The organism is Pseudomonas sp. NPDC089428 (genome assembly GCF_044749325.1).
Taxonomy (GTDB): domain Bacteria; phylum Pseudomonadota; class Gammaproteobacteria; order Pseudomonadales; family Pseudomonadaceae; genus Aquipseudomonas.
Map to the genome: position 1 here is coordinate 106,380 of NZ_JBIVHT010000004.1, position 22,857 is coordinate 129,236.

Sequence of the window (22,857 nt, forward strand, 5' to 3'; positions counted from 1 at the left end):
CCCGCCAACCGGCAATGGGGTGATGAAACACCGGCCGATGCTGTCGGCCGGCAGTTGGCTTCAACCACGCAACATATGAACGACCAGGCCGGCCAATGCGCAGGCAAACAGCACCTGGATCACACCCCGTTTGAAGCGGAACAAGGCAATCGCTGCAGCCACCGCGATCAGTGCGCAAGGCCACTCGAACGCCCCGCTGAAACCCTTCGGCCAAAGCACGTGGTAGCCAAAGAACAAGGCCAGGTTCAGGATCACGCCCACGACTGCGGCGGTGACCCCTGTCAGCGGTGCGGTGAATTTCATCTCGTTGTGTGTCGACTCCACCAGCGGACCACCGGCAAGGATGAACAGGAACGACGGCAGAAAGGTGAACCAGGTGACCAGGCTCGCCGCGACTGCGCCGGCAAGGAAGGGGTGTTGCGCACCGAACATCGGTTGCACGTAGCCTCCGATGAAGCCGACGAAGGCAACCACCATGATCAGCGGCCCTGGCGTGGTTTCTCCCAAGGCAAGGCCATCGATCATCTGGGTAGGCGTCAGCCAGCCGTAATGCCCGACAGCGCCTTGATAAACATACGGCAGCACAGCGTAGGCACCGCCGAAGGTCATCAGTGCGGCCTTGGTGAAGAACCAGCCCATCTGTGTCAGGGTGCCGTCCCAACCAAACGTCAGCATCAGCAGGCCCATCGGCAAGGTCCAGAGTACTGCGCCAACCAGTACCAGTCGCAGCAAACGCCCCACCCGAAAACGCGCATGCTCAGGCGTTGGCGTATCGTCGTCGATCAGGGCCGGACCGTAGCTGTTCCTGGGAGCCCCATGGCCGCCACCCATCATGAATTTGCCGGGCGCGAAGCGCCCGCCCATGTAGCCGACAATTCCGGCAACCAGCACGATCAGCGGAAATGGCGCCTTGAGGGCGAAAATTGCCACGAACGAGGCTGCGGCCATGGCCCACAGCCAGCCGTTCTTCAGTGCGCGCGAGCCAATACGATGGGCTGCATGAATGACTATCGCCGTGACCGCTGGCTTGATGCCGTAGAAAATTCCCGCGATCACCGGCACCTCGCCGAAGGCAATGTACACCCAGGACAAACCAATCAGGATGAACAGTGAGGGCAGTACGAACAGCACCCCGGCAATCACTCCACCCCAGGCGCGATGCATGAGCCAACCGATGTAGGTGGCCAGTTGTTGTGCTTCGGGGCCTGGCAGCAACATGCAGTAGTTCAGCGCGTGCAGGAACCGCTTCTCACTGATCCAGTGCCGCCGTTCAACCAGCTCTTGGTGCATGATCGCTATTTGCCCGGCGGGGCCGCCAAAGCTGATGAAGCCAAGCTTGAGCCAGAACAGAAAAGCTTCGAACAAGCCAATCGGCCGCGGAACTGCCTGAGTTGGAGGCTGTTCGCCAACGGGGCAGGCGGTCTCAACCATTTGCATTTTCCTCGCTCGCGAATGCCGCCAGCAGGCCATCGAAGACGCTGCCGGCGACCGTGGTCAGTTGATCGTCGTCACCCATGCTTTCTCTCATGCCAGCCAGGATGCGCTCGATGCCAGGCGCCTCGCAGGGCAGGTTTCCACCGACATCCAGGTAATGAACGACAGCAGCCAATCGAGACAGGCCTGGCTGCTCAACGGCAAAGCTTTCGATGAGGGTTTCAAACGACACCTTGTGGCCGACATGGCTGAACTGCGCGCCATCAAAATCGAAACCGAGCGCATCGCTCGGGCAGTCGTCGGGACTGTCCAGCCAAATGAACTGCGCGTCGTTATCGATGAAGCGGCGAATCAGCCAGGCACATGCCAACCGATCCACCCAAGGGCGCTTTCGCGTTGCCCAGCGGCGGCCCTGATAGTCGCTGCGCTGCAACCGGTTGATCACCTTGTCGTGTGCGCTTGGTTCATCGCAAGACAGTGCCCGGCCAATAGCGAATTCAACCTCCTGCAGCGCCGCGTCGGCTTGGGTTTTGAGCATTCCAGGAAAGAAATCGATCGCTGCCAACTGGCTGTAAGCCTTTCTGAGCTTGCGCACCTGCCTTGCTGTCTGCAGCGCATTGTCTGCGGATAGCTTGGCCCGGCAGCCTGCGATGTCTTCCAGCAGCCTGGCGTACTCATCGCGCCTGTCGAACAGCCCGCTGAAACGCTCTTCATGCTCAGGCACTGACAGCAGATAGGCCGTGCCGTTGACAGCCAGCACATCTCGCTCCACGGCTTCGAACGTTTCGCGTCCGGCATTTTGTTCCGGCAACAGGTACACACCATCGCGCAGCACGGCAGCACCCGAGGCTTTCAGGGCCCGCCAAGCGCGCATGCGCTCGGTAGCGTTGGCTGTCGGCAGCCCGAGAATCAGCAGTGACCAGCTAATCATGTAGTGCCTATTACATAAAATGTACCTATCTCTACATTAGAGTGAGTGCGGCAAAAAGCAACAGGCAGTGAACCTGCTGCACAGAGAGCTGCGTCATGCACGGGTGCCTGATTGGCATTTCTCAGTTGCCCAAGTGGCCGTTGGCGTAGCGCACCGTCATTTCCAGCGTACGCACCATGTCGGGGTGGCTGAACTGATATTTGCGTTCCAGCTGCTTGCTATCGGTCATGTCGAAGCGTTGCGTCTGGATGAAGTCCAGTGACTCGGCGCTGATCGCCAGCCGGCTCGCCAGGCCGGGAATCATCAGGAACCATCGCAGCAGTGCAATCGACACATGGCGGCGGGGCGCCTTGACCTGCAGCGTTTTTGCCATCTGCTCAAGCATCCCCTGCAAATTCGGCGTGTCTTCATAAAGCGCAAGGACCTGACGGTTTGCCATGGTGGGGTCGAACGCGACGCAGGTGATCATCCTCACCAGGTAATCGACGCTGACCAATGGCAACCAGTGCCTGGCCGAACCGGGGATTGCCTTGAACCGGCCTTGGGCCAGATTGCGGATGAGTTCGGCCAGCGGCTGTCCCTTCAGGATGTGCCCGCTCTGGCTGTGCCCACATACCGTGGCAGGATGAACGATGGTGTAATCCGCACCCACCTGCTGCATGTAGCGGATGACGGCAAAATGAGCCTCGAGCTTGCTGCCTTCATAGCCACCGACACGGCCGTAGACCGCAGGCCATTTGGTGTTTTCAGGGCAATCGTTATCCACCCCGATGCTGGCCAGGTGACCCAGGTTTTGCAGCATGAAGCCGCCCACCATCAGCAAGCGGATGCGCTGGCTCGCGGCAAGCCTGGCCACGTTCAGCGCCCCTTGTACATTCACGGCGCGGGCGCGCTCCATTGTCAGCCCCCAGGAGAATTGCGCCGCAAGGTGAAAAACCACGGAGACCGTAGACACGCACTGCCTGCCTGCGTCGCTGAGCCCAAGTCCGTCCCTGCTGATATCGCCTTCAACGGCGTGGACCAAGGCAGGGTTGCCGCCCAGCTGGCCTACCTGTTCCCTGAGGCGCTCGATGTTTTCGGGGCTGCGCATCAGCACCCAGGTCTTGTGACCTGCCGTAGTGAGGTGTGCCAACAGATGTTGCCCGACGAATCCACTGCCGCCTGTAACGAAGCATTCCACGCTCATGCCTGATTCCTTGTATGGATGATCGGCGCAGGCTAAGGTGTAGAGCGTGCTCTACAGTCAAGGGGTTTGCGTGTGAATATTGGAGCGTTGGAACGTCGCAGTGGGGTTGGCCGCCACGCCCTGCGTTATTACGAACAGCTCGGGCTTATCACCGCCCAGCGCCAGGCTAACAACTACCGCAGCTACAGTGAGCAGACCGTTGCCGATCTGGCGTTCATTCAAAGTGCCCAGGGCGTAGGTTTCTCACTCGCTGAAATCGGCGACATCCTTGCGGCCAGGCGGGGAAATAGGATCAATTGCGCGCAAGGCGCAGCCCTGGTCGCCAACAAGATGGCCGAAATCCAGACGAAGATTTCCGCGCTGCAGGCTACCTATGTGTTTCTGGAGGGGGAGCGTGCGAAGCTTGAAGCCAGCGCCATTGCCCTCGGGCTGACGCTTGCTTGACGTCCTGCCCATGGACGGTGAGGCCGCCCGAGCGCCCCGAGCATTATCGGGGGTTCTGTGGCAGCAACTGTCTTGCTCAATTTCTAGAATGTGGCGCGATCCTTGTGGGAGCGGGCTTGCCCCGCGAACACCGGCAAAGCCGGTGCCATGCACCGCGTAGCCCCATTCGCGGGACAAGCCCCACATGACCATTGTTCGCTCCGCGACAGTGCAGCCCTTAGGCTGGGTGATCTTCCACCTGGGGCGCGCGCCGGCCGCAGGAAACGGCTTCGGCGCGTTTGAAACGCAGCTGGCAGGGCTGATTGCGCTCGGTATCAACACCTGGCTGCCTACCTGACTTTCACGACATCGTCCGGCTTCCAGGTCTGGTCATAGAAGGCGTCTTCAGTCCCGTACAAGCGCAAGGCCACGAGGAAGTTGCGCCCTGGGAGGGTCTGGATGAAGGCGGCGTCCGCCACATCTGCTGGTTTTTCCGGGCCAAACCAGATCTCCAGAGAGCCGTCCGCCTGCTTGGGAATGTCATAGTAGCCATTGGTGGAGGGCAACAGCTGCTTGGTCTCGGGCATGGTGCCGTCGGTGATGTTGTACGCGGTCACTGCCCAGAACAACGCAGCGGGAGGGTTCGGCGGCAGGCGCAGTTTGTAGGTGCTGCTGCCTTCGAGGAACTTCCCGTCCTTGTCGCGCCCGGTGAAGGGGTACTTCGAACCCGCCCCGGTGGTGTGCATCACCATGGCCGGTGCCGAAGAGTAGGCAAACTGGAAGAAGTTGGCGCGCTGGTTGACGTCCAGGTAACTGTCCTGCATCCAGTCGTTGGTGCCGCCCGCCCAGGTGTTTTCGTACTGGCGATCCGTGTAATAAAGGTTGCGCTTGTCTTCACGGCCCAGTTGGCGGTTGGCCAGGATCATCTTGGGCGCGGTTTCGACGGCCTTCTTCAGCAGCTCGTCCTGCCGCGCCGTGGGCTTGAAGGGTTCGCCCTTGATGATGCCGATCGAGGCCAGCACACCGCGCAGCTCGGGGTCGATGGCTTCGACAGGCTCGTAGTCGACGAAGGCCTTGAGCTTGGTCCAGTAAGTGTTGTCAACCGGGTACATCATGTTCAGCGCCTTGCCGCTGGCGTCGGGGAACTGCATCGGCTTGACGTCTTTCTCGACCGTGAACAGCGGGTAGACGCGCGTGGTTTCGGCATTTGCCACCGCTGGAGCCGGGTCAGGTTTGCCGTCGCCTTTGGCCATGACGGTACGGAAGAACAGGAAAACGTTGTACGTGCGCGACTTGACCGCGAAGTAACCGCGCGGCACCGGCCCTTGGTAATCCGGAGGCAGCAGCAAATAGAGCCCGCCGCGTGCGCGGTCGGGGCCGACGGCGCCGACATCGGTCAAGGTGCGCTGGAAGAAGTCGGTGAACATGCCGATGACATTGGCAGGCGCCTTCACCACCAGCGGGCCGGTCTGCTTCAGGTCCAGATAGCTCATGGAGTAGATCACGTCGGCGTTGGGCGTCGGCACCATGGTCCGAGCGTCCATGCGTTGCTTCCAGATCGGCAACACGTTGTAGCCGGCACCGAAGGCTTTCTCCGAACCGTCCTTCATGCCAATGGTATTGAGTGCCGGCAGCATGGTCATGTAGGCATGGATTGCGCGCTGGTAATACAGCTCATCACGCAGGCTTTCGGCCTCTTTGGGCTCAAGCCAGTTGCCGTTGTTGATCTGCTTGATCAGCGGCGAGGCCGGTGCCTGATCCTGCGCTTGTGCCATCGGCAGAATGGCCAGCGCAGCCGCCAGGGTGGACAGGGTGAATAACCGTTGCATGGAACTCATCGCACAGCCTCCTGAACAAGGGTTGGCGTCGCAACGCGACATTTACTTGATCTTCTTGATTACCGGCGGCTTCCAGCTGGCGTCCAGGATCGGCGCTTTGCCCCAGTAGGCGCGGATATACAGCGAGATGGATTCTTTGGGTGATGGCAGCCAGTTGCTCTCTTTGTCCTTGCCGGGGGATGCCGGGCCAATGTAGAGCGTCAGCGAGCCATCGGCATTGCGCTTGAGGTCTTTGTTCTTGGTGCCCAGTGAGTAACGATCAAGCGCATTGGCGCTGAACAGGTGGTGCTGGTTGTACAGCGTCAGCGACCAGAAGCCCTGCACGGGCGGTTCTTCGCCTTTGGCGAAGGTGACCTCGTAGCTGTGGGCGCCATTGAGTTGAGCACCGTTGCCATCGAAGTCGGTGTAGAAGTACTGGGTTTCGTTGGGGCGGTTGTCGAACATGTTCGACTTGGCGGTGCCGGCGCGGTTGAAATAGTCCACACCCCATTGGGCGTTGTTGGTCGAGCGGTTCCAGCCATTGCCCGCTGGGCGGCCGTTATGTTTCCACTGGAAGAAGGGCGCGATCAGCTCCTTGTCGGCCAGCTTGGCTTCCTCGACCAGCAGTTTCTTGATGGCCGGGTCTTTTGCGGCAATGGCCATGAGTTGGCGGAACTGGGCATACAGGGCTTCTTCCCCCGGCATCGGCGCGACGGTGTCGAGCACCTGCGGGAGCTGATCGAAGAATTTTTCCGGGATGACCCACTTGGTTTCGCCCTGGCTGGCGCTGTCTGCATGGGGCACCGGGATGTCGGGGGCTTTCTTCCAGTCGATCGTCTTCATCTTGCCGTCAAAATCCTTGAGCGGGTAGAAGACGATCTGGTTGAGCTGTTGCTGGACGGCTGCGCGGTCGGCATCGGTGTCGTCCATGAACACGCGCGGTATGGTGTTGGCCAGCGCGGTGGGGCTGCGGATGATCGCCTCCACGCCGGCGGGCTTTTCGCCTTGCCAGTTCGGGCCCACCAGCAGGTAGAAGCCAGGCTTGCTGGCATAGGGCTTGCCCAGTTCACCGAACTGATCGGTACGTTGGTCGTACATGGCGTACACCCAGAAGCGCTCGCCAAAGTCTGGCACCTGGGCAATCACGGGCTCGTCGTCCAGGGAGAAGAAGCCAAGGCCGTACACCACATCCTGGTTGGGGCAGGTGACAAAGGTTTCGGCCGGGGTGATGTAATCGTGCAGCATACCCAGCTGGCCGCGCGGCGCCGCCGGCAGGATGCCGCCCAGCAGCCCCGGGTGAGGGGCCTGGGTGATGCGCTCGTAGCGGTTGATCATGTTGACCATCGGCCAGCCCCAGAGGTAGGCCATGCGCGCAATGGTTTTCACATAGGCCGGATGCATGAGTGCGTCGGTGCTGGGTTGCGTGAGCTGAGGGGCGGCTGGCTGGGGTTGTTCGGCGGCTTGAGCCAGGGGTGCGCTGAGTGACAAGACGAGGAAGGCTGTGCAAAAGCCTGTTTGTGCCGTTCGCATGGTTGTCGTCCTTGCATGTAAGGAAGCAAAGGGAACGCGCCAGCGAACTACGGCGAACGGCAGGGGCACGTCCACACTCAGCGTTTCGTTCCCAGACCGATTCGAAGTCTAGCCCGGTGATGTCTCAAGGCACTTGGCACGGCATAATCATTTCACGCCAACCCTCGAGAAAATGAACGCTTGATCGCATGTTCGCGGCAGTGATATGCCTTTATGTATTGATTAAAGCGATGGGTGCTATGTCGCGAGTATCAGTTCCATCAAAGAAAATGTGAGCCACGACGTAACCACTTGATGGAATCTGTTATGAAAAAGGTCTCTCTCACCGAACGCATGGTCCATGCCGTCGGCTATGAATTCTTCGCCGTGCTGCTCTGCGCGCCCTTGCTCTCGTGGATCATGGGCAAGTCGCTGGCTACGGCTGGTACGCTTGCTGTCACCCTGTCGGTGATCGCAATGCTCTGGAACATGGTCTACAACGCGCTGGTCGACCGCTTCGTGGTGACCCCGCGCATCCACTGGAAAGCACTGGCGCGCTTCGTTCATGGCCTGGGCTTCGAGGCCGGGCTGGTGGTCTGGTGCCTGCCGGTGGCGGCCTGGATGCTGGAGATCTCGCTGCTGCAGGCGTTCATGGTCGAGCTGGGCTTCTTCGTGATCATCCTGCCTTACACCGTGCTGTACAACTGGGCGTTCGACCGGGCCCGGCATTACCTCCTGCAGCGCCGGGCCGTTGCCTGAGGCTTCAGAAGTGCTTGCTGACAGCGGCTACCACGGTGGCGCTGCAGACATCGTCGAAGCCGTAGCTGCTGGCGCATTCTGCCTGCGACAGGTTGGTGTCCAGGTAGCTGAGGCGCCAGGTGAGCCCGAGGAAATCGCGGGTCAACCTGGCCTCCCATTCGCGGTAGGCGTCGCGTGACTGGCCGTTATGCGACCAGTAGCTCGGGTCCTTGAAGTCCACGCGGCCGTAGCGCAGTTCCAGGCCGACTTCCATGGGCAGCACCCTGTGGTAGCCCACCCAGGTGTAGAGGCTGTCCTGATCCTTGCCGTATTGCGTGTTGGCATCGCTGGAGTAGTACGCCGCCAGTTTGAACCCCTGTACATCGAGGATGGCGTAGAACTCGGACAGGTTGTATTGGCTCTCCTTGGGGTAGGTGTACCTGAGATAGCCGAGGTCGAGGTTGACCTGCTCACTCATCTGCCAGGCCCAGCCTGCGTAGTAGTCGACCTCCTGGCGAGTCTTGCTGGCAAAGCCGAAGTCGACGTTCGATGTCCAGGCACCGAGGTACAGGCCGCTGATGTGACTTAGCATGACATCGGCCTGCAAAGCCGGATCGCCTTGGGTTTGCGAGATGCCACGGCTGCGGTAGTCGCTGGTCGCGGCCAGGTCGATGTCGACCGCGAAGTCATCGTTGATCGGCATGGCAATCGCGGCGGGGGCGAGCGCGGCGCAGGCGAGTGCGCACACGGCTGCCAGGGTAGCGTGTTTCATCGGTGTCCCTATCTTGTGTTGTGGTTGTTGTGGCAGATAGAAAAGGCGGCATGCCTGGGGGCATGCCGTGCAGGTATAGAGAGGCGCAGCGGCTTAGCGGGCGTACACCTGGCGGCCGCCGAAGTAGGTGGCCAGCACTTGGGTCTCGCCCAGCTGCTGGTCGTTCACTGCGAGCACGTCACGGTCGAGGATGACGAAGTCGGCCTGCTTGCCCGGGCTCAGCGAGCCGATCTGCTGCTCCAGGCCCAGGGCCTTGGCGGCATTGGCGGTGTAGGCATAGAGCATGGTCTGGCGGTCGAGACGCTCGTCGGCATTGAGCACGCCTTGCGCGCCTTTGCGCGTTGCCGCCTGGGCGATGGCCAGCCAGGGGCTGGGTGACGACACCGGCCAGTCGCTGGCGCCGGCAATGGTCGCGCCCTGTTTGTGCAGCGAATGGGCGGGGTACTGGTAACGGAATGCCGTGGCGTCGACGTAGGGCTTGACCATGTCGACGGTGTAGTCGTCGCCGGCGGCCCACAGCAGTTGCATCGAGGCAATCACGTCGAGGGCCTTGAAACGGGCGAAGTCCTGGGGGTTGACCAGTTGCAGGTGAGTGATCGAGTGGTGGATGCCACTGTTGCCGGCCTTGCGTGCCTGCTCGATGCCGTTGAGTGATTCACGCACCGCGCGGTCGCCGATGGCGTGGATGTGCACCAGCCAGCCGCGCTGGTCGGCGGCGCTGACCAGCGCGCCGAAATGCTGCGGGTCGATCAGCAGTTCACCCGGTTTGTGGGTGTTGTGGTACGGCTTGAGCAGGGCGGCCGACTGCGCCGGGTATTCGAGCACGCCGTCGGCGAACACCTTGATGCCCGGCAGGGTCAGGTTCGGCACACCGGCGAACTGCTTGCGCACGTTGTCGATGGTCTGCAGGTCGGCAGGGGTGCTTTTCGGGTTGACCACCAGCAGCGCGGCAACGTGCGCGTTCAGCCCGCCCTGCTCGGCGAGGGCCTTGTAGGCTGGCAGCACGCCCACGGTATGGTCGGTGGGCTTGATGGCGAAGATCGCCTCGCCAGGCATGCTGTTGGCTGCCGGGTCCATCCAGGCGGTGATGCCCAGGCTGTTGTTGTACTGCACGGCAGCCTGTGCCCCCTTGAGCAGGGTGGCGGCATCGGCCTTGGGCAGTACGCTGGCGACCCGGTCCCAGCCGGCGTCGACCAGGAAGCCACTGGGCTGGCCATCGTCGAAGCTGCCGATGGTGTCTTTTTCCTGCGGGCTCAGGCTGCCCAGCAGCGCCTTGTCGATACCGGCGCGCTTGAGCATGGCCTGGTTGGCCCAGGCGGTGTGGTAGTCCTCGCCGATGAACACGATGGGCGTGGTGGCCCACTCGCCCTGGCTGAAGCGCTCATTCAGTGCCTTGGCCTGGGCCCAGTAGTTCGAACTGACACCGAGCACTTGCAGCACATCGCCATTGCGGGCGCGCCCGTCATCACGCCAGGCGCGCAGGCGGGCTTCGAAGTCGTCCAGCGGCACTGCCTCGCCGCCCATGTCGGCACCACTGAGCTGCAGGCCGCCGAAGATCGCGTGGGAGTGGGTATCGATCAGGCCCGGCGTGACCCGTTTGCCTTGCAGGTCAATCACCTGGGTGTGTGCGTCGGCGAGTGCGCGGGCCTGGGCATCGGTGCCCACCGCCACCAGTTTGCCGCCTTCGATGGCGATGGCCTGCACCTGCGGGTTAGTGCGCTCGGCGGTGAATATCTTGCCGTTGACCAGTACCAGGTCGGCGGCGGCCAGTACCTGCCCGGAGGAAAAAGCCACGGCCAGCGCCAGCAACCCAGGAAGACATCTCGACATGTGTAGCCTCTTGTATTTATTGGTGTAACGCGAGCCTAACCAGCGCGGGCCTGGCATAGAATCGCCAGAACGCTAAAAAGCCTTTTGCCATTCAGGAAAAACCACATGGACACCTTGGGTGCGATTTCGATGTTCGTCGCCACTGCCGACCATGGCAGTTTCAGCCGCGCGGCCGAGGCGCTGGGCAAGACACCCTCGGCCCTGACCAAGGCCGTCACCCACCTGGAGCGTGAGCTGGGCAGCCAGTTGTTCGAGCGCAGCACCCGGCGCATCGTGCTGACCGAAGCCGGCCGGCTTTACCTGGAAACCGCCCGGCAGGTGTTGAAGAGCCTGCATGAGGCCGGTGAAGAGATCAGCCAGTTGCAGGGGCTGTCCGGCACCCTGCGCCTGACTGCGCCGCTGGCGTTCGGCCGGGCGTTCCTGGCCGATGCCTGTGCCGGCTTCATGCGCGAATACCCGCAGATCCAGCTGCGCGTGGAGTTGTCCGACGCCTTTGTCGACCTGATCGAAGCCGGTTACGACCTGGCGCTGCGTGAAGGCCACAGCGACCTGCCGGGCCTGATTGCCCGGGTCATCGGCCACAACCGCATCTTTCTGTGTGCCAGCCCCGATTACCTCGAGCGCAACCCGCTGCCGGTGACCGCGCACAGCATCGGCCAGCACCAGTGGCTCAAGTACATTCACCCGGCGCTGGATGCGAGGTTCTGGTGGCTGCAGTGTGACGGCGTGCGCATGCGCCTGCCGTACCCGCAGAAGGCCCGGCTGGAAAGTGACAACTACGACTTGCTGCTGCGCAATGCGCTGGCGGGGCACGGCATCCTGCACACGCCGGAGTGGAGCGTACGCGGTTATCTGCAGGAAGGGCGGCTGGTGCGGGTGATGGAGCACTGCGTGATCGAGCCCGATGCCTTCGGTGAAGACATCCTCGCGGTCTACCCCAGCCACCGGCGCGCCAGCGGCAAGGTGCTGGCGTTCGTCGACTACCTGCAGGGCTATTTGCAGCAGTGATGTTCAGCTGATCGGGCCCTTGCAGACAAACGAGCAAGTCGCCCCAGCCTGTGAGAGGATGTCTACCCCCCAGCCAGGACCCCGAACGCAGCCTGATGAAGACACCAAAACGAATCGAACCACTGATCGAAGACGGCCTGGTCGACGAAGTCATACGGCCTTTGATGAGCGGCAAGGAAGCGGCCGTCTACGTGGTGCGCTGCGGTGCCCAGGTACGCTGCGCCAAGGTCTACAAGGAGGCCAACAAGCGCAGCTTCCGCCAGGCCGCCGAATATCAGGAGGGCCGCAAGGTCCGCAACAGCCGCCAGGCCAGGGCCATGGCCAAGGGCAGCAAGTACGGCCGCAAAGAAGCCGAAGACGCCTGGCAGAACGCCGAAGTGGCTGCGCTGTTCCGCCTGGCCGCTGCCGGCGTGCGGGTGCCCAAGCCGTACGACTTCCAGGACGGCGTGCTGCTGATGGAACTGGTCACCGACGCCGACGGCGATGCTGCGCCACGCCTGAACGACGTGCACCTGGAGGCCGAGGAGGCGCTTGAATACCATGCCTTCGTCATCCGCCAGATTGTGTTGATGCTCTGCGCCGGCCTGGTGCATGGCGACCTGTCCGAATTCAACGTGCTGCTTGGCCCGGATGGCCCGGTGATCATCGACCTGCCCCAGGCGGTGGATGCGGCGGGCAACAACCATGCGTTCAGCATGCTGCAGCGGGACGTGGCGAACATGGCGCATTATTTCGGGCGCTTTGCCCCGGAGCTCAAGGCCACCCGCTACGCCGATGAGATGTGGGGGTTGTACGAAGCCGGTGAGCTGCGCCCGGACAGCCCGCTGAGCGGGCAGTTCGAGGAAGACGACCACGCCGCCGACGTCGCCGGGGTGATGCGCGAGATCGACGCCACCCTGCGCGATGAAGCCCGCCGCCGTGCGGCGCGGGATGAGGCAGAGCATGGGCCGGCCAAGGCTGAAGAGCCGACGCCGCCGTGGATGCAGTAGCGGTCTGACCGCACCTGCACTGCAAAGCATTTCGCTCTCTTCGGGGTTCCACCATTATCTGGGTAGGGTGGGGCTCTGAAGGAGCTGGCATGTAAATTAAGTAAGCGCCAGTAATATCGGCTTCAGATCTAATGTTCCTGCATATATTCCTACGTTGCAGGTAATAAATTCCTACGCGTAAATTCGCTCTTCTCGGAATGCTCCTACATTAGTAGGTTGCTGTTGGATATATTCCTACAGGATAAGTCTGTCCTATGTAGGACTATTACCCTATTGCCAAGCGCTAGTATCTGCCCATGTTCAAGTCGCACATGGGGTGGACAGGTGTCCGATCTATCTGAAGTTGCTGATCACCAGGCGAGTGACAGCGGTCTGGCCTGCCTGGTCATGCTGGCGCGGTATCACGATGTAGCGGTTTCTGCCGAACAACTGAGTCATGAGTTCGCAACCGATGGCAGGCCATTTTCAATTGCCCAGATACTGCAGGCATTCCAGCGCCTTCGCCTGAAGGCCAAACATCGGCGCACTGACCCGAAGCGTCTGGCGCACATGCCGCTGCCGGCCATTGCTGCGGATAGGCAAGGCGGCTATTTCATCATCGCCCGAGCTGAGGGCGAGCAGGTGCTGGTGCAGGATCCGCAGGTTGGTGCGCCGCAAACCTGGACGCTGCTTGAGTTGGAGCAGCGCTGGGCCGGGGAACTGATTCTGGTTCGCTCGGACGCGCCTTTGCCTCGAGGCCTCGAACGGTTTGACCTGACCTGGTTCATCCCGGCAGTGGTCAAACACAGAAAGTTGCTCGGCGAAGTATTGCTGGTCTCATTCATCATCCAGGTCCTTGCCCTGTTGACGCCGCTGTTTTTCCAGGTAGTGATGGACAAAGTGCTGGTCCACCGGGGCCTGACTACGCTGGATGTGATTGCGCTGGGCCTGTTGACCGTATTGCTGTTCGAAAGTCTGCTCAGTGGTTTGCGTGCCTATGTGTCGGCGCATACCGCTTCGCGCATCGATGTCGAACTCGGTGCCAAGTTGTTTCAGCACTTGATTGAACTTCCGCTCGCGTATTTTCAGGCGCGGCGAGTGGGAGATTCGGTTGCTCGCGTGCGGGAGTTGGAAAACATCCGCAGTTTCCTCACCAGCAACAGCATCACGCTACTGTTGGATGTGTTGTTCGTCGCAGTATTCATTGTGGTCATGTGGCTGTACAGCGGCTGGCTGACGCTATTGGTCATCGCTTCATTGCCGCTCTACTTGCTGGTATCCCTGCTGGTCACCCCCTTGCTGCGTACCCGGATCGACCAGAGCTTTCAACGTGGCGCGGAAAACCAAGCGTTCCTGGTAGAAGCGGTCAATGGCATCGACACGTTGAAAGCCATGGCTGTAGAGCCGCAAGTCACGCGTAGGTGGAACCAGCAGCTGGCGGCCTATGTTGCCGCCAGTTTCAAGACCCAGAACCTCTCCAACATCGCCAATGAAAGCGTTGCCTTCATCGGCAAACTGGTCACGGTCGCCACCTTGTGGCTAGGTGCGCGACTGGTCATCGAGGGGGAACTGACGGTTGGCGAACTGATCGCCTTCAACATGCTAGCGGGCCGTGTGGCCCAGCCGATCATGCGCTTGGCGCAGTTGTGGACCAGCTTTCAGCAGACCGGTATCTCGATCCAGCGGCTGGGGGACATTCTCAACAACCGTACCGAGGTCAGCCACGGCGCGCAGTTGCCTGTGCTGAAAGGGCGGATCGAGCTTGATCAGGTGTGTTTCCGCTATCGCCCGGGCGGCAACGAGATCCTGCGCGACGTCAGCCTGAAGATCAGCCCTGGTGAGGTGATCGGCATCGTCGGCAAGTCAGGTTCCGGCAAGAGCACCTTGACCCGCTTGATCCAGCGGCTGTACTCGCCGGAGAGAGGGCGGGTGCTGCTCGATGGGGCCGACCTGGCACTGGCCGATGTCACGTCGCTGCGTCGGCAGATCGGCGTGGTGCTGCAAGAGAACATGCTGTTCCGGCGCACCGTGCGCGAAAACATTGCACTGGCCAACCCTGCCGCCGCCCTTGAGGAGGTCATTGCAGCAGCCACGCTGGCAGGCGCACATGAGTTCATCCTGGAGCTGCCTGACGGCTATGAGACGCTGGTGGGCGAGCACGGCGCCAGCCTGTCGGGTGGCCAGCGGCAACGGATCGCGATCGCCCGAGCGTTGATGGGTAACCCGCGCATTCTCATCCTGGATGAAGCTACCAGCGCGCTGGATTACGAGTCCGAACGGATCATCCAGCAGAACATGGCGCGCATCTGCGCCCGGCGTACCGTCATCATCATTGCCCACCGCCTTTCCGCCGTGCGCCATGCCGACCGCATCGTGGTCATGGAGCGAGGGCAGATCATCGAGCAGGGCGCTCACGATGAGCTGTTGGACAACCCGCAAGGCGCCTATGCCTACCTGCATCGGTTGCAGCAAGGGGCAGCAGCATGAGTGCGCCTGTGCTCGACCTGTTGGAGCGCTACCGCGAGGCATGGCGTAACGCCTGGAGGCGGCGCCGCGCCATGCAAGGGGAACCACGGGAACCCGATGAGCTGGCGTTCCTGCCTGCAGCGCTGGCCTTGCAGGAAACCCCGGTGCATCCGTTGCCGCGCCGCCTCCAATGGAGCCTGCTGGCACTCATCGCGCTGGCCTTGCTGTGGGCCTGCGTAGGCGAAATCGATGTAGTCGCCAGTGCCGAGGGCAGAATCGTGCCCAGTGGCAGGAGCAAGCTGATCCAGGCCAGCGAGGTCGCGGTGGTGCAGGCGATTCACGTGGTGGACGGCCAGACCGTTGCCAAAGGCGACCTGCTCATCGAACTCGAAGGGCAGTTGACCGCCGCCGACATCAAGCGCCTGAACAGCGAGCTGCTGGCCGCCCGGATCGATCTGGCACGCGCTGCCACCTTGCTGGAAGCGCTCGATGGCAACGCCGCGCCAGCCTCCCTGGCACCACGTATTCCCCAGGCCACGGCGCAACAGCAAGCAGCCGCACAGCGCTGGCTGGAAGGGCAGTACCAAGAGCTGCGTACTTCGTTGCAACAGGCGGATGCCGAAATCGCCCAGCGCGGCGCGCAGATGCACTCGGCGCAAGCCCGCGCCGACGCGCTGCAGCAATTGCTGGTGATTACCCGCCAGCTCACGGCGGACTACCAGCAACTGTTCAGCGAGTCGGCGGTTGCCAAGCACACCTACCTGGAAAAGGAACAGGCCCGCCTGGAGCAGGAGCGCGAGCTGGCCATTCAACGTTCACGCATCGACGAACTAAGGGCGGCACGCCTGGCGGCCCAGCATCGCCGCGAAGGCGTCATCGCCCAACTGCGCCGGGCCATGCTCGACCTGTATGCCGAAGCCGAGCGGCAGATCGCGACCCTGAGCCAGGAACTGTACAAGGCCGAACAACGCCACCGGCTCAGGGCACTGACTTCCCCGGTCGACGGCACGGTCCAGCAGTTGGCCATTCATACCCAGGGCGGCGTCGTGACGCCTGCGCAGACATTGATGGTGATTGTGCCGAGTGATCAGCCGGTTGAAGTGGAAGTGCAGGTCGAGAACAAGGATATCGGCTTTGTTCGAGCGGGGCAGGCGGTGGAAGTGAAAGTGGAGACGTTCACGTTCACCAAGTATGGCGTTGTGCCGGGGATTGTTCAGAGTGTTTCCAATGACGCCGTTGAGGATGAACGGCGGGGGTGGGTTTATAACGCTCGGATTCAGTTGGGGTTAAGTAGTTTGCGGGTGGGTGATAAAGATGTGCCGCTTGCTCCGGGTATGGCGGTGCGTGCAGAGCTGATTATTGATAAGCGCAGGGTGATTAGTTATTTCCTGAGCCCGTTGCAGCGGCATGTTAAGGAAAGTTTCGGGGAGCGTTGATTAAGGGCTGTTTTCTTGGGGGCGCAAATGCTGAAGAGTTATGCGGTTCGGCTGTATGTTGTGACTTGGCAAACGTTGAGGGTGTGTGCTGGTTTGTTCTTGGTGATGCGGGTCGCTCTATATTCTTCGGCGTTATATTCTATTTATACGAGGCCGCTGCAATCTTATGAGCCACCTCCTGTTGCCTGCGGGGTAATGGCGGGCGAGGTTTATGAGTTTCCCCGGCTCTATTTTCCGTTTTGGCCCGAGTATGAAGAAGAACGTACAAAGGGTTCGTATTATGTGGAAAAGCGTGACTGCGATAGTAATATCAAATTGATTGTCCTTGCGATGACTTGGCCGGCGTTGGAACCCGCAGAAAATCTCCGAATTTATGAGCGGCTTTTGAATGATGAGGGCTTGTTGGTGGCGGTTAGTCCGGTTGAGTCGAGTAAAAATGACCTGAAGCAAGTGCGAGACCATTTATTGGGTAAGTTTTCATCTCAGGAGGCTTCAGTTTTTACATACGACAATTCGCTAGGCCTCTATAGAGTCGCGGGGGAAGATTATTCTTGGGGTAGGCGAAGCAGAAAATTATATTGGAGCGAAGAGTTAGGGGTGGTTACATCGGTGACCATTTGCAACTGGCAAAAGCAGGAGCCAGATTTTTATGCTTGTGAACTGACCTTTGTGATGAGTGGGGGCTTGAGGGTGAAAGTTACCATGTCGCCGGAAAGTTTTGTACGTTGGTTTGAGGTGCGGCGTGCGCTGGAAGAGTTTCTTGTCAGCAGCAAGAAGAGTGAGTGATGTTTGATTGGCTAAGGAGGCTGCATGAAGAGGTCCTTGGGTATGTATGCGTTGATTGTCGTGTGGAACGTGCTGAGGGTTTTATTTTTTATCATGATTTTTCTCCCGATGGCAGGTGTTGGCTTTGCTGCAGGTATTTGTGGTGTTCAATAATAAAATATGAGGTGATATATGTCTGGCTTGCTTCAGGAAGATGTAAAGCGTGCGCGTGAACTCTTTGAGTCTCAGGGGGTGGGCGCAATGTATGATTATTTGGAAAGCAAAGGTGATCGTTATGCTACCCTCGCGAATGGTGTGGCAAAGGGAAACTCAATAGCAGGTATTGCGGCAATCGACTTCATGAAGCGCACGGAGCAGGGGGCCGGCCGTCCTATGCAGGAGGAAGATGTCGAGCGCGTGCGATTTAAAATGGCCGAGGCCTATTTGGGTCTGCTGAGTGAGAAGGTCAAAGCAGGAACCATCGGTGTTGAAATCAATCATTTGGAAGTCTGGAATTTTCATTCTGATGTTTTCAAAGACTTAGGGAGGTCAAAAGATGCTTGGACGCTGAATACCATTTTTGATCTGCTTCATCCCGACAATCGGCAGACCTATTGGGAAGGTGTACTTGACGCAGCAGGCAGTCCTGGCTCGGAACTCTTGTTAGCGATTCGAACTGATGCGAGCGTTGCATTTTCTGCAGCGATGGCGCCTGAGGATTTACGTGCTAGAGCAGCATCTTGGAAAGCGAGGATCGATTCACCTGGAGGACTAGGGGCGGTTGTGCTGGGCGTAGGTGCCGTCACGGCAAATGGAATCTACGGCTTGATTTCCGACCTTATTCGATCAGATGAACCCGCACCTTCCCAACCTATCCAGATCGAAATCACCCCAACCACCGAATCCCGCCGCGACCTGCAAGGCCAGGACGACATCCGCAACGACGTCTCCGCCGGCTACGTCAACCGCCGCCTGACCCACAGCATCGCTTTCACCGACAACACCCTGAACAACACCGACTTCACCTCTGCCCAATTGGGCAGCCTGGCCACGGGCGGCATCCGCCCCGGTGAACTGCAGGTAGACCCCAACGTGCGCCCCAACCAGCACTTGGCGCAGTTCTACCAGGATGGCGCTGACCAGCCCGACTTCAGCTTGCGCAACGCCGCCGTCCTGAACGGCCTGGCCGCCATGACCACGGTCAACACCTTCGTCGACCCGCTGCTGTTCGACCTTAGCGGCCAAGGCGCAGGGCTGACCGGCATCGAGGACGCAGTGCTGTTCGATGTCGACAACAGCGGCCAGCTGCGGCGTACAGGCTGGGCCGACCGGCAGACCGGGATGCTGGTGCACGACGACGGCAGTGGCCAGGTCGTCAGCATCCGCCAGCTGTTCTCTGAATACTTCGGCGGCCAGCCGGGCAGCAATGGCGCCCCGGGTGAGGCGCCATTCAAGGATGGTTTCGCCGCGCTGGCCAGCGTCGATGCCAATGCCGATGGTTTGATTACCCCCGAAGATGCGGCATGGGCACAGTTGAAGCTGTGGGTCGATGCCAACCATGATGGCCGAACCGATGCCGGTGAACTCAAGACATTGCCGGAACACGGCATCACGCAGATCGACCTGCGTCAGGTCCAGCCAGTGAACGAGGTGCGTCACGGTAACGAAGTCATCTCCCGCGGCGCTTTCATGGCCAATGGCGTGGAACGGGAAGTGCTGGCAGTGAAGTACCTCGCCGACACAGTGGCCAATCTTGTGGAGCAGCAAGACGGTGCCACCTTGCTGACCTCCATCAGCGGATCGACCTCGCGCCGTGCCTATATCAGCAACAGCCCGCAAGGCACCGAGCTCGATGCCGCCGTGCTGGGCGTGGATACCGTGCAGGGCGGGGCGGGAGACGATGTGCTCAAGGCCGCCCCGGGCGGTAGCTGGCTGGTTGGCGGCGCCGGTAGCAACACCTATGTGGGCGGCGCCGGTGACGATGTGCTGGTGATCAGCGCCACTGACCAGTTGGCGAACATCCGTGGCAACGGCGGGCGTGACACTGCACTGATCGTCGGCGAGCAGGGTGTCGGCCTGAACATGGCCGAAGCCGGGCTGAACATTGCCCAGGGCGGGCGTGGCAAGGACGTCATCGTAAGTGGCGGGCAGCGCGGTGTTTTCATCAAGGGCGGATCGGGTAACAGCCTGCTGATCGGTGGCGGCGGCAATGATGTGCTGGTCGGGGGCACGGGTCGTAACACCATCATCGGTGGTACCGGCAAGGCAGTGATTTATGCCGGCCCCAATGGCGATCGGATTCAGGCCTCGGCCGCTGGCAGCATCATTCATGCCGGTGGTGGTGCAGACCAGATCATGGGCGGTGCGGCGGATGACGTCATCGAGGCTGGGCGCGGCAATGCCACCATCGACGGCGCAGGCGGGGTCAACCTCGTCACCTTGCATGGCAATCACGATGAGTACCTGATTGCCCGCACGGCGACGGGCTATCAAGTAAGCGATCGGCAGGCTGGGCGCGATGGTAGCCTCACCCTGAGCAATGTTCAGAAACTCAGTTTCGCCGATATCGCGGCGGTCGACCTGCAGGGCCCCGGCGCACTGCCGATTGGCGATACGCTTGCCCCGGAACAGTTGGCGGCATTCACCACCACGCCAGCTGCACTGGTCATTCCTGCCTCGGTGCTGCTGGCCAATGACCAGCTACTCAATAGCACTGGCCCGCTGCGGATCGCCTCGGTCGGCGACGGCAAAGGCGCGACCGTTCGGCTCAATGAGCAGGGTGATGTCGAAGTCACGCCGTTGCCCGGCCATGATGCGGATGTGACCTTTCGTTACGACCTTGTCGATGCTGCCGGCAACCCATCGCTGGGCGTGACAGAGTTCGCCAGCGGCGCATCGGCCCCCTTGCGCGCCACGGTGACCTTGCGTCACCAGCAGTCGCCTGTCGACCCGTTGGCAGCGCGCCAGTGGTACCTCAATGAGATCGACGTTCAGCCGGTGTGGCGTGACTTCTCGGGCAAGGGCGTGAGGATCGGCCAGTTCGAGCCAGGGGGCGAATTTGCCGTTGCGCCGGAGATCTTCGACATCCAGCACCCGGACCTGCAAGCCAACATCGACCCCATCTGGCTGCAGACTCAGCGCAGCAAGGGCACACTGCCAGCCCTCGCGTCCAACCATGCGACGCAAGTGGCGGGGGTCATGGTCGGCGCGCGCAATGATCAAGGCGGCATCGGCATTGCCTACGACGCGAAACTCGGTGGGCACTACCTGGCCAACAAAGGCGATGACCTGACTAACCTCGGGCAGATGGTCAATTACGACATCGCCAACCACAGCTGGGGCTTCAGGACCGACTTCGCCATCGGCAACGTGCCCGAGGGCAGGGTCGACACGTCCCTGGCCCTGGCGTTCAGCGCAACGCTGGCCGCCACCAACGGGCGCGGCGGGCTGGGGACCGTCATTGTCACCTCGGGCGGCAACCAGCGCGAGCACGGTGGCAGTGCGCAAGGTTCGCTGATCAACAACAGCCGTCATGCCATCGAAGTGGCAGCCGTCAATGCCAAGGCAGACCTTTCGGTGCTGCAGGTGGCCAGCGCGCCGTTTTCCAACCCCGGTTCAAGCCTGCTGGTGGCGGCACCGGGTAGCCACGTGCTGTCCAGCGGTATCAACCTGGAGGCCGAGCGTGGCGCCAAGGTCGGCAGTGCCTATGCCACGACTCAGGGCACCAGTTTTGCCGCGCCCATCGTCTCAGGTGTGGTGGCGTTGATGCTGCAGGCCAACCCGGCGCTTGGCTACCGGGATGTGCAGCAGATCCTGGCGCTGTCCGCACGCAAGGTCGATGACCCAGCTACCGCTTGGCGCGACAATGCCGGGCTCAACTGGAATGGCGGTGGCATGCGTGCCAGTCACGACTACGGGTTCGGCATGATCGACGCTCGCGCCGCCGTGCGCCTGGCCGAGTCGTGGGCTGGCCAGGCAAGCAAGGCCAATGAGCAGCAGCTGGCGGCCGACAGCGAAGCGCTTGCGCAGTTGATTGCACCAGGTGAGGTCAGCACGTTCGCTTTGAACATGGCGGCCGGGGTCCTGGTCGAGCATGTCGAAGTGGATATTCACTCACAGGTCGGGCGGCTCGGCGACATGACCGTCACGCTGGTGTCTCCCGGTGGAACGCGCAGCGTGCTCTTGGACCGCGCCGGCAAGGCGCCGGGCTCGGGTGATGATGACTTGGGCAATTCACGCTCAGGCGAGTTCAAGTACGGATTCATGTCGACCCATCATCGCGGTGAGCGTTCCGCAGGCGAATGGCGTCTGGAAGTCAGCAATGCCAGCAACGGGCTGCCGCTGACGCTTGATCGCTGGGCACTGCGTGTCGTGGGCAGCCCCAGCAATGCCAACGATGTCTATTACTACACCAATGACTACGCCGATGCCGTGACCCAGAATGCTGCGCGCGCTGTGCTGGACGACGTGGTCAACGGCACCGCTGGGGGGCGTAATACCCTCAATGCCGCTGCTTTGAGTCGCAGTATTTCGGTCGATCTGGTCAGTGGCATCGCCAGCATTGGCGGGACCGCACTCTCCATTGCCCCGGGTGCGGTGCACAACCTGATCGGTGGTGATGGAGACGACACGCTCATTGCCGGTGTGGACGGTGCATGGCTCGATGGCGGACGTGGTTACAACCTGCTCAAAGGCGGCAGCGGCACTGATCGCTATGTCATTCACAAACGTGCCTCTGGTCGTGATGAGGTCGAACAGTTCGAGCAGGCCCGAGAGGTCGTCGACCTGATCGGTTTTGGCAGCAAGGCCTTTACCGACTTGCAACTGAGACAGGAAGGTACTTCCGCCGTGGTCGATCTGGGTAATGGGCAGACGCTGCGCTTCGCCGATCGAGGCATTGCCGAACTGCAGCCGAGCAACTTCCGCTTCCTGGACACGCTGATTGCTGCGCCGGGATATTTCGATGGCAGCCCCGAAGGGCAGACGCCAGGGCCTGCTGACGCTACCGTACTGCTCAGTGGCGGGGCAGAAGGTGTGTCACTGACGTCAGATGCCTCGGGGCAGTTTGTCGCATCGCTGAAAGGCACGATCTATGGCCCGGCAAGTGTTGCTCCCAGTGTCTTCGTGGTGGGCAAGCAGGAGGGTGTGACTGACTACAAGAACACGGTGCGTGGTTTCCGGCACGGTATCGACAAGATCGACCTGAGCCAGACCGGCATCAGCCGCTACGAAGACTTGCAGCTCACCAAGGACGAGCGCTTCGAGTTGAACGGGTTTGCCCAGATACACGGTGTGACGGTGGCGGGGCAGGACAACACGGTGAAACTGCTGTACCTGGATGCACTGGAGCTGGCCCAGGTAACGGTCGAAGACTTCATCTTCGCCCCACCTGCAGCGGCGAGCTTGCCCGCCATGGCACCCGCAGCGCTGCCCAACCTTGCCAACCTGGTTGACGCCATGGCGGCATTCGCCCCGGAGGCCGCCAGCAGCAAGCTGCTAGCCGAGGCGCCCCCGCAACGCTGGGAATCGACCATCGCCGTAGCAGCATGAGCTAGCTCAAGCCAACCAATGTTC

16 protein-coding genes are annotated in these 22,857 nt (G+C 61.1%); 9 read left to right on the top strand and 7 right to left on the bottom strand.

Going from position 1 to position 22,857, the window contains the following annotated elements; all coding sequences use genetic code 11:
* Positions 1-60: 60 nt before the first annotated feature.
* The 3 genes from chrA to ACIPZ5_RS09405 form a co-directional block, all read right to left on the bottom strand.
* Complete coding sequence (gene chrA, locus ACIPZ5_RS09395; RefSeq protein WP_400808009.1) at positions 61-1,431, bottom strand: chromate efflux transporter; 1,371 nt, start codon at positions 1,429-1,431, stop codon at positions 61-63.
* A complete protein-coding gene (locus ACIPZ5_RS09400) occupies positions 1,424-2,365 on the bottom strand; it encodes a chromate resistance protein ChrB domain-containing protein (RefSeq protein WP_400808012.1) in 942 nt (313 codons plus the stop codon). Before ACIPZ5_RS09400 ends, chrA begins: the two co-directional genes overlap by 8 nt.
* Positions 2,366-2,486: 121 nt before the next feature.
* The gene (locus ACIPZ5_RS09405) at positions 2,487-3,551 is read right to left on the bottom strand and encodes an SDR family oxidoreductase (RefSeq protein ID WP_400808015.1); all 1,065 of its coding nucleotides are present in this window, start codon (positions 3,549-3,551) and stop codon (positions 2,487-2,489) included.
* 72 nt (positions 3,552-3,623) lie between these two features.
* Between ACIPZ5_RS09405 and ACIPZ5_RS09410 the strand changes: the two genes are divergently transcribed.
* Positions 3,624-3,995, top strand: coding sequence for a MerR family transcriptional regulator (locus tag ACIPZ5_RS09410; RefSeq protein WP_343597045.1), 372 nt, complete (start codon positions 3,624-3,626; stop codon positions 3,993-3,995).
* Between the two features lie 184 nt (positions 3,996-4,179).
* On the top strand, positions 4,180-4,332 hold the full coding sequence (locus tag ACIPZ5_RS09415) for a hypothetical protein (RefSeq protein WP_343597043.1): 153 nt from the start codon (positions 4,180-4,182) through the stop codon (positions 4,330-4,332).
* On the opposite strand, the gene ACIPZ5_RS09420 is transcribed toward ACIPZ5_RS09415, so the two are convergent.
* Positions 4,325-5,812, bottom strand: coding sequence for a DUF1254 domain-containing protein (locus ACIPZ5_RS09420; protein WP_261940330.1), 1,488 nt, complete (start codon positions 5,810-5,812; stop codon positions 4,325-4,327). The two genes, ACIPZ5_RS09415 and ACIPZ5_RS09420, sit on opposite strands and share 8 nt — an antisense overlap.
* Before the next feature lie 42 nt (positions 5,813-5,854).
* The gene (locus tag ACIPZ5_RS09425; protein ID WP_343597040.1) at positions 5,855-7,192 is read right to left on the bottom strand and encodes a DUF1254 domain-containing protein; all 1,338 of its coding nucleotides are present in this window, start codon (positions 7,190-7,192) and stop codon (positions 5,855-5,857) included.
* Positions 7,193-7,627: 435 nt separating this feature from the next.
* Between ACIPZ5_RS09425 and ACIPZ5_RS09430 the strand changes: the two genes are divergently transcribed.
* The gene (locus ACIPZ5_RS09430) at positions 7,628-8,059 is read left to right on the top strand and encodes a multidrug/biocide efflux PACE transporter (protein WP_261940328.1); all 432 of its coding nucleotides are present in this window, start codon (positions 7,628-7,630) and stop codon (positions 8,057-8,059) included.
* Between the two features lie 4 nt (positions 8,060-8,063).
* Here ACIPZ5_RS09430 and ACIPZ5_RS09435 read toward each other — a convergent pair whose 3' ends face one another.
* Together ACIPZ5_RS09435 and ACIPZ5_RS09440 are read right to left on the bottom strand one after the other, a co-directional pair.
* Positions 8,064-8,810 carry a TorF family putative porin gene (locus tag ACIPZ5_RS09435; RefSeq protein WP_400808020.1) on the bottom strand — a complete coding sequence of 249 codons (747 nt, stop codon included), beginning with the start codon at positions 8,808-8,810 and terminating at the stop codon, positions 8,064-8,066.
* A gap of 93 nt (positions 8,811-8,903) precedes the next feature.
* On the bottom strand, positions 8,904-10,640 hold the full coding sequence (locus tag ACIPZ5_RS09440; RefSeq protein ID WP_343597036.1) for an amidohydrolase: 1,737 nt from the start codon (positions 10,638-10,640) through the stop codon (positions 8,904-8,906).
* A gap of 105 nt (positions 10,641-10,745) precedes the next feature.
* Between ACIPZ5_RS09440 and ACIPZ5_RS09445 the strand changes: the two genes are divergently transcribed.
* The 6 genes from ACIPZ5_RS09445 to ACIPZ5_RS09470 all read left to right on the top strand — a co-directional run bounded on the left by ACIPZ5_RS09445 (position 10,746) and on the right by ACIPZ5_RS09470 (position 22,833).
* Positions 10,746-11,648: a LysR substrate-binding domain-containing protein gene (locus ACIPZ5_RS09445; RefSeq protein WP_343597034.1), complete on the top strand. Its 903-nt coding sequence runs from the start codon at positions 10,746-10,748 to the stop codon at positions 11,646-11,648.
* Between the two features lie 95 nt (positions 11,649-11,743).
* Positions 11,744-12,637, top strand: coding sequence for a PA4780 family RIO1-like protein kinase (locus ACIPZ5_RS09450; RefSeq protein WP_343597032.1), 894 nt, complete (start codon positions 11,744-11,746; stop codon positions 12,635-12,637).
* 324 nt (positions 12,638-12,961) lie between these two features.
* Positions 12,962-15,103 carry a type I secretion system permease/ATPase gene (locus ACIPZ5_RS09455; RefSeq protein WP_343597153.1) on the top strand — a complete coding sequence of 714 codons (2,142 nt, stop codon included), beginning with the start codon at positions 12,962-12,964 and terminating at the stop codon, positions 15,101-15,103.
* The gene (locus ACIPZ5_RS09460) at positions 15,100-16,518 is read left to right on the top strand and encodes an HlyD family type I secretion periplasmic adaptor subunit (protein WP_343597030.1); all 1,419 of its coding nucleotides are present in this window, start codon (positions 15,100-15,102) and stop codon (positions 16,516-16,518) included. Before ACIPZ5_RS09455 ends, ACIPZ5_RS09460 begins: the two co-directional genes overlap by 4 nt.
* A gap of 27 nt (positions 16,519-16,545) precedes the next feature.
* Positions 16,546-17,304 carry a hypothetical protein gene (locus ACIPZ5_RS09465; protein WP_343597028.1) on the top strand — a complete coding sequence of 253 codons (759 nt, stop codon included), beginning with the start codon at positions 16,546-16,548 and terminating at the stop codon, positions 17,302-17,304.
* 1,170 nt (positions 17,305-18,474) lie between these two features.
* Positions 18,475-22,833, top strand: coding sequence for a S8 family serine peptidase (locus ACIPZ5_RS09470; protein ID WP_400808601.1), 4,359 nt, complete (start codon positions 18,475-18,477; stop codon positions 22,831-22,833).
* Positions 22,834-22,857 lie beyond the last annotated feature (24 nt).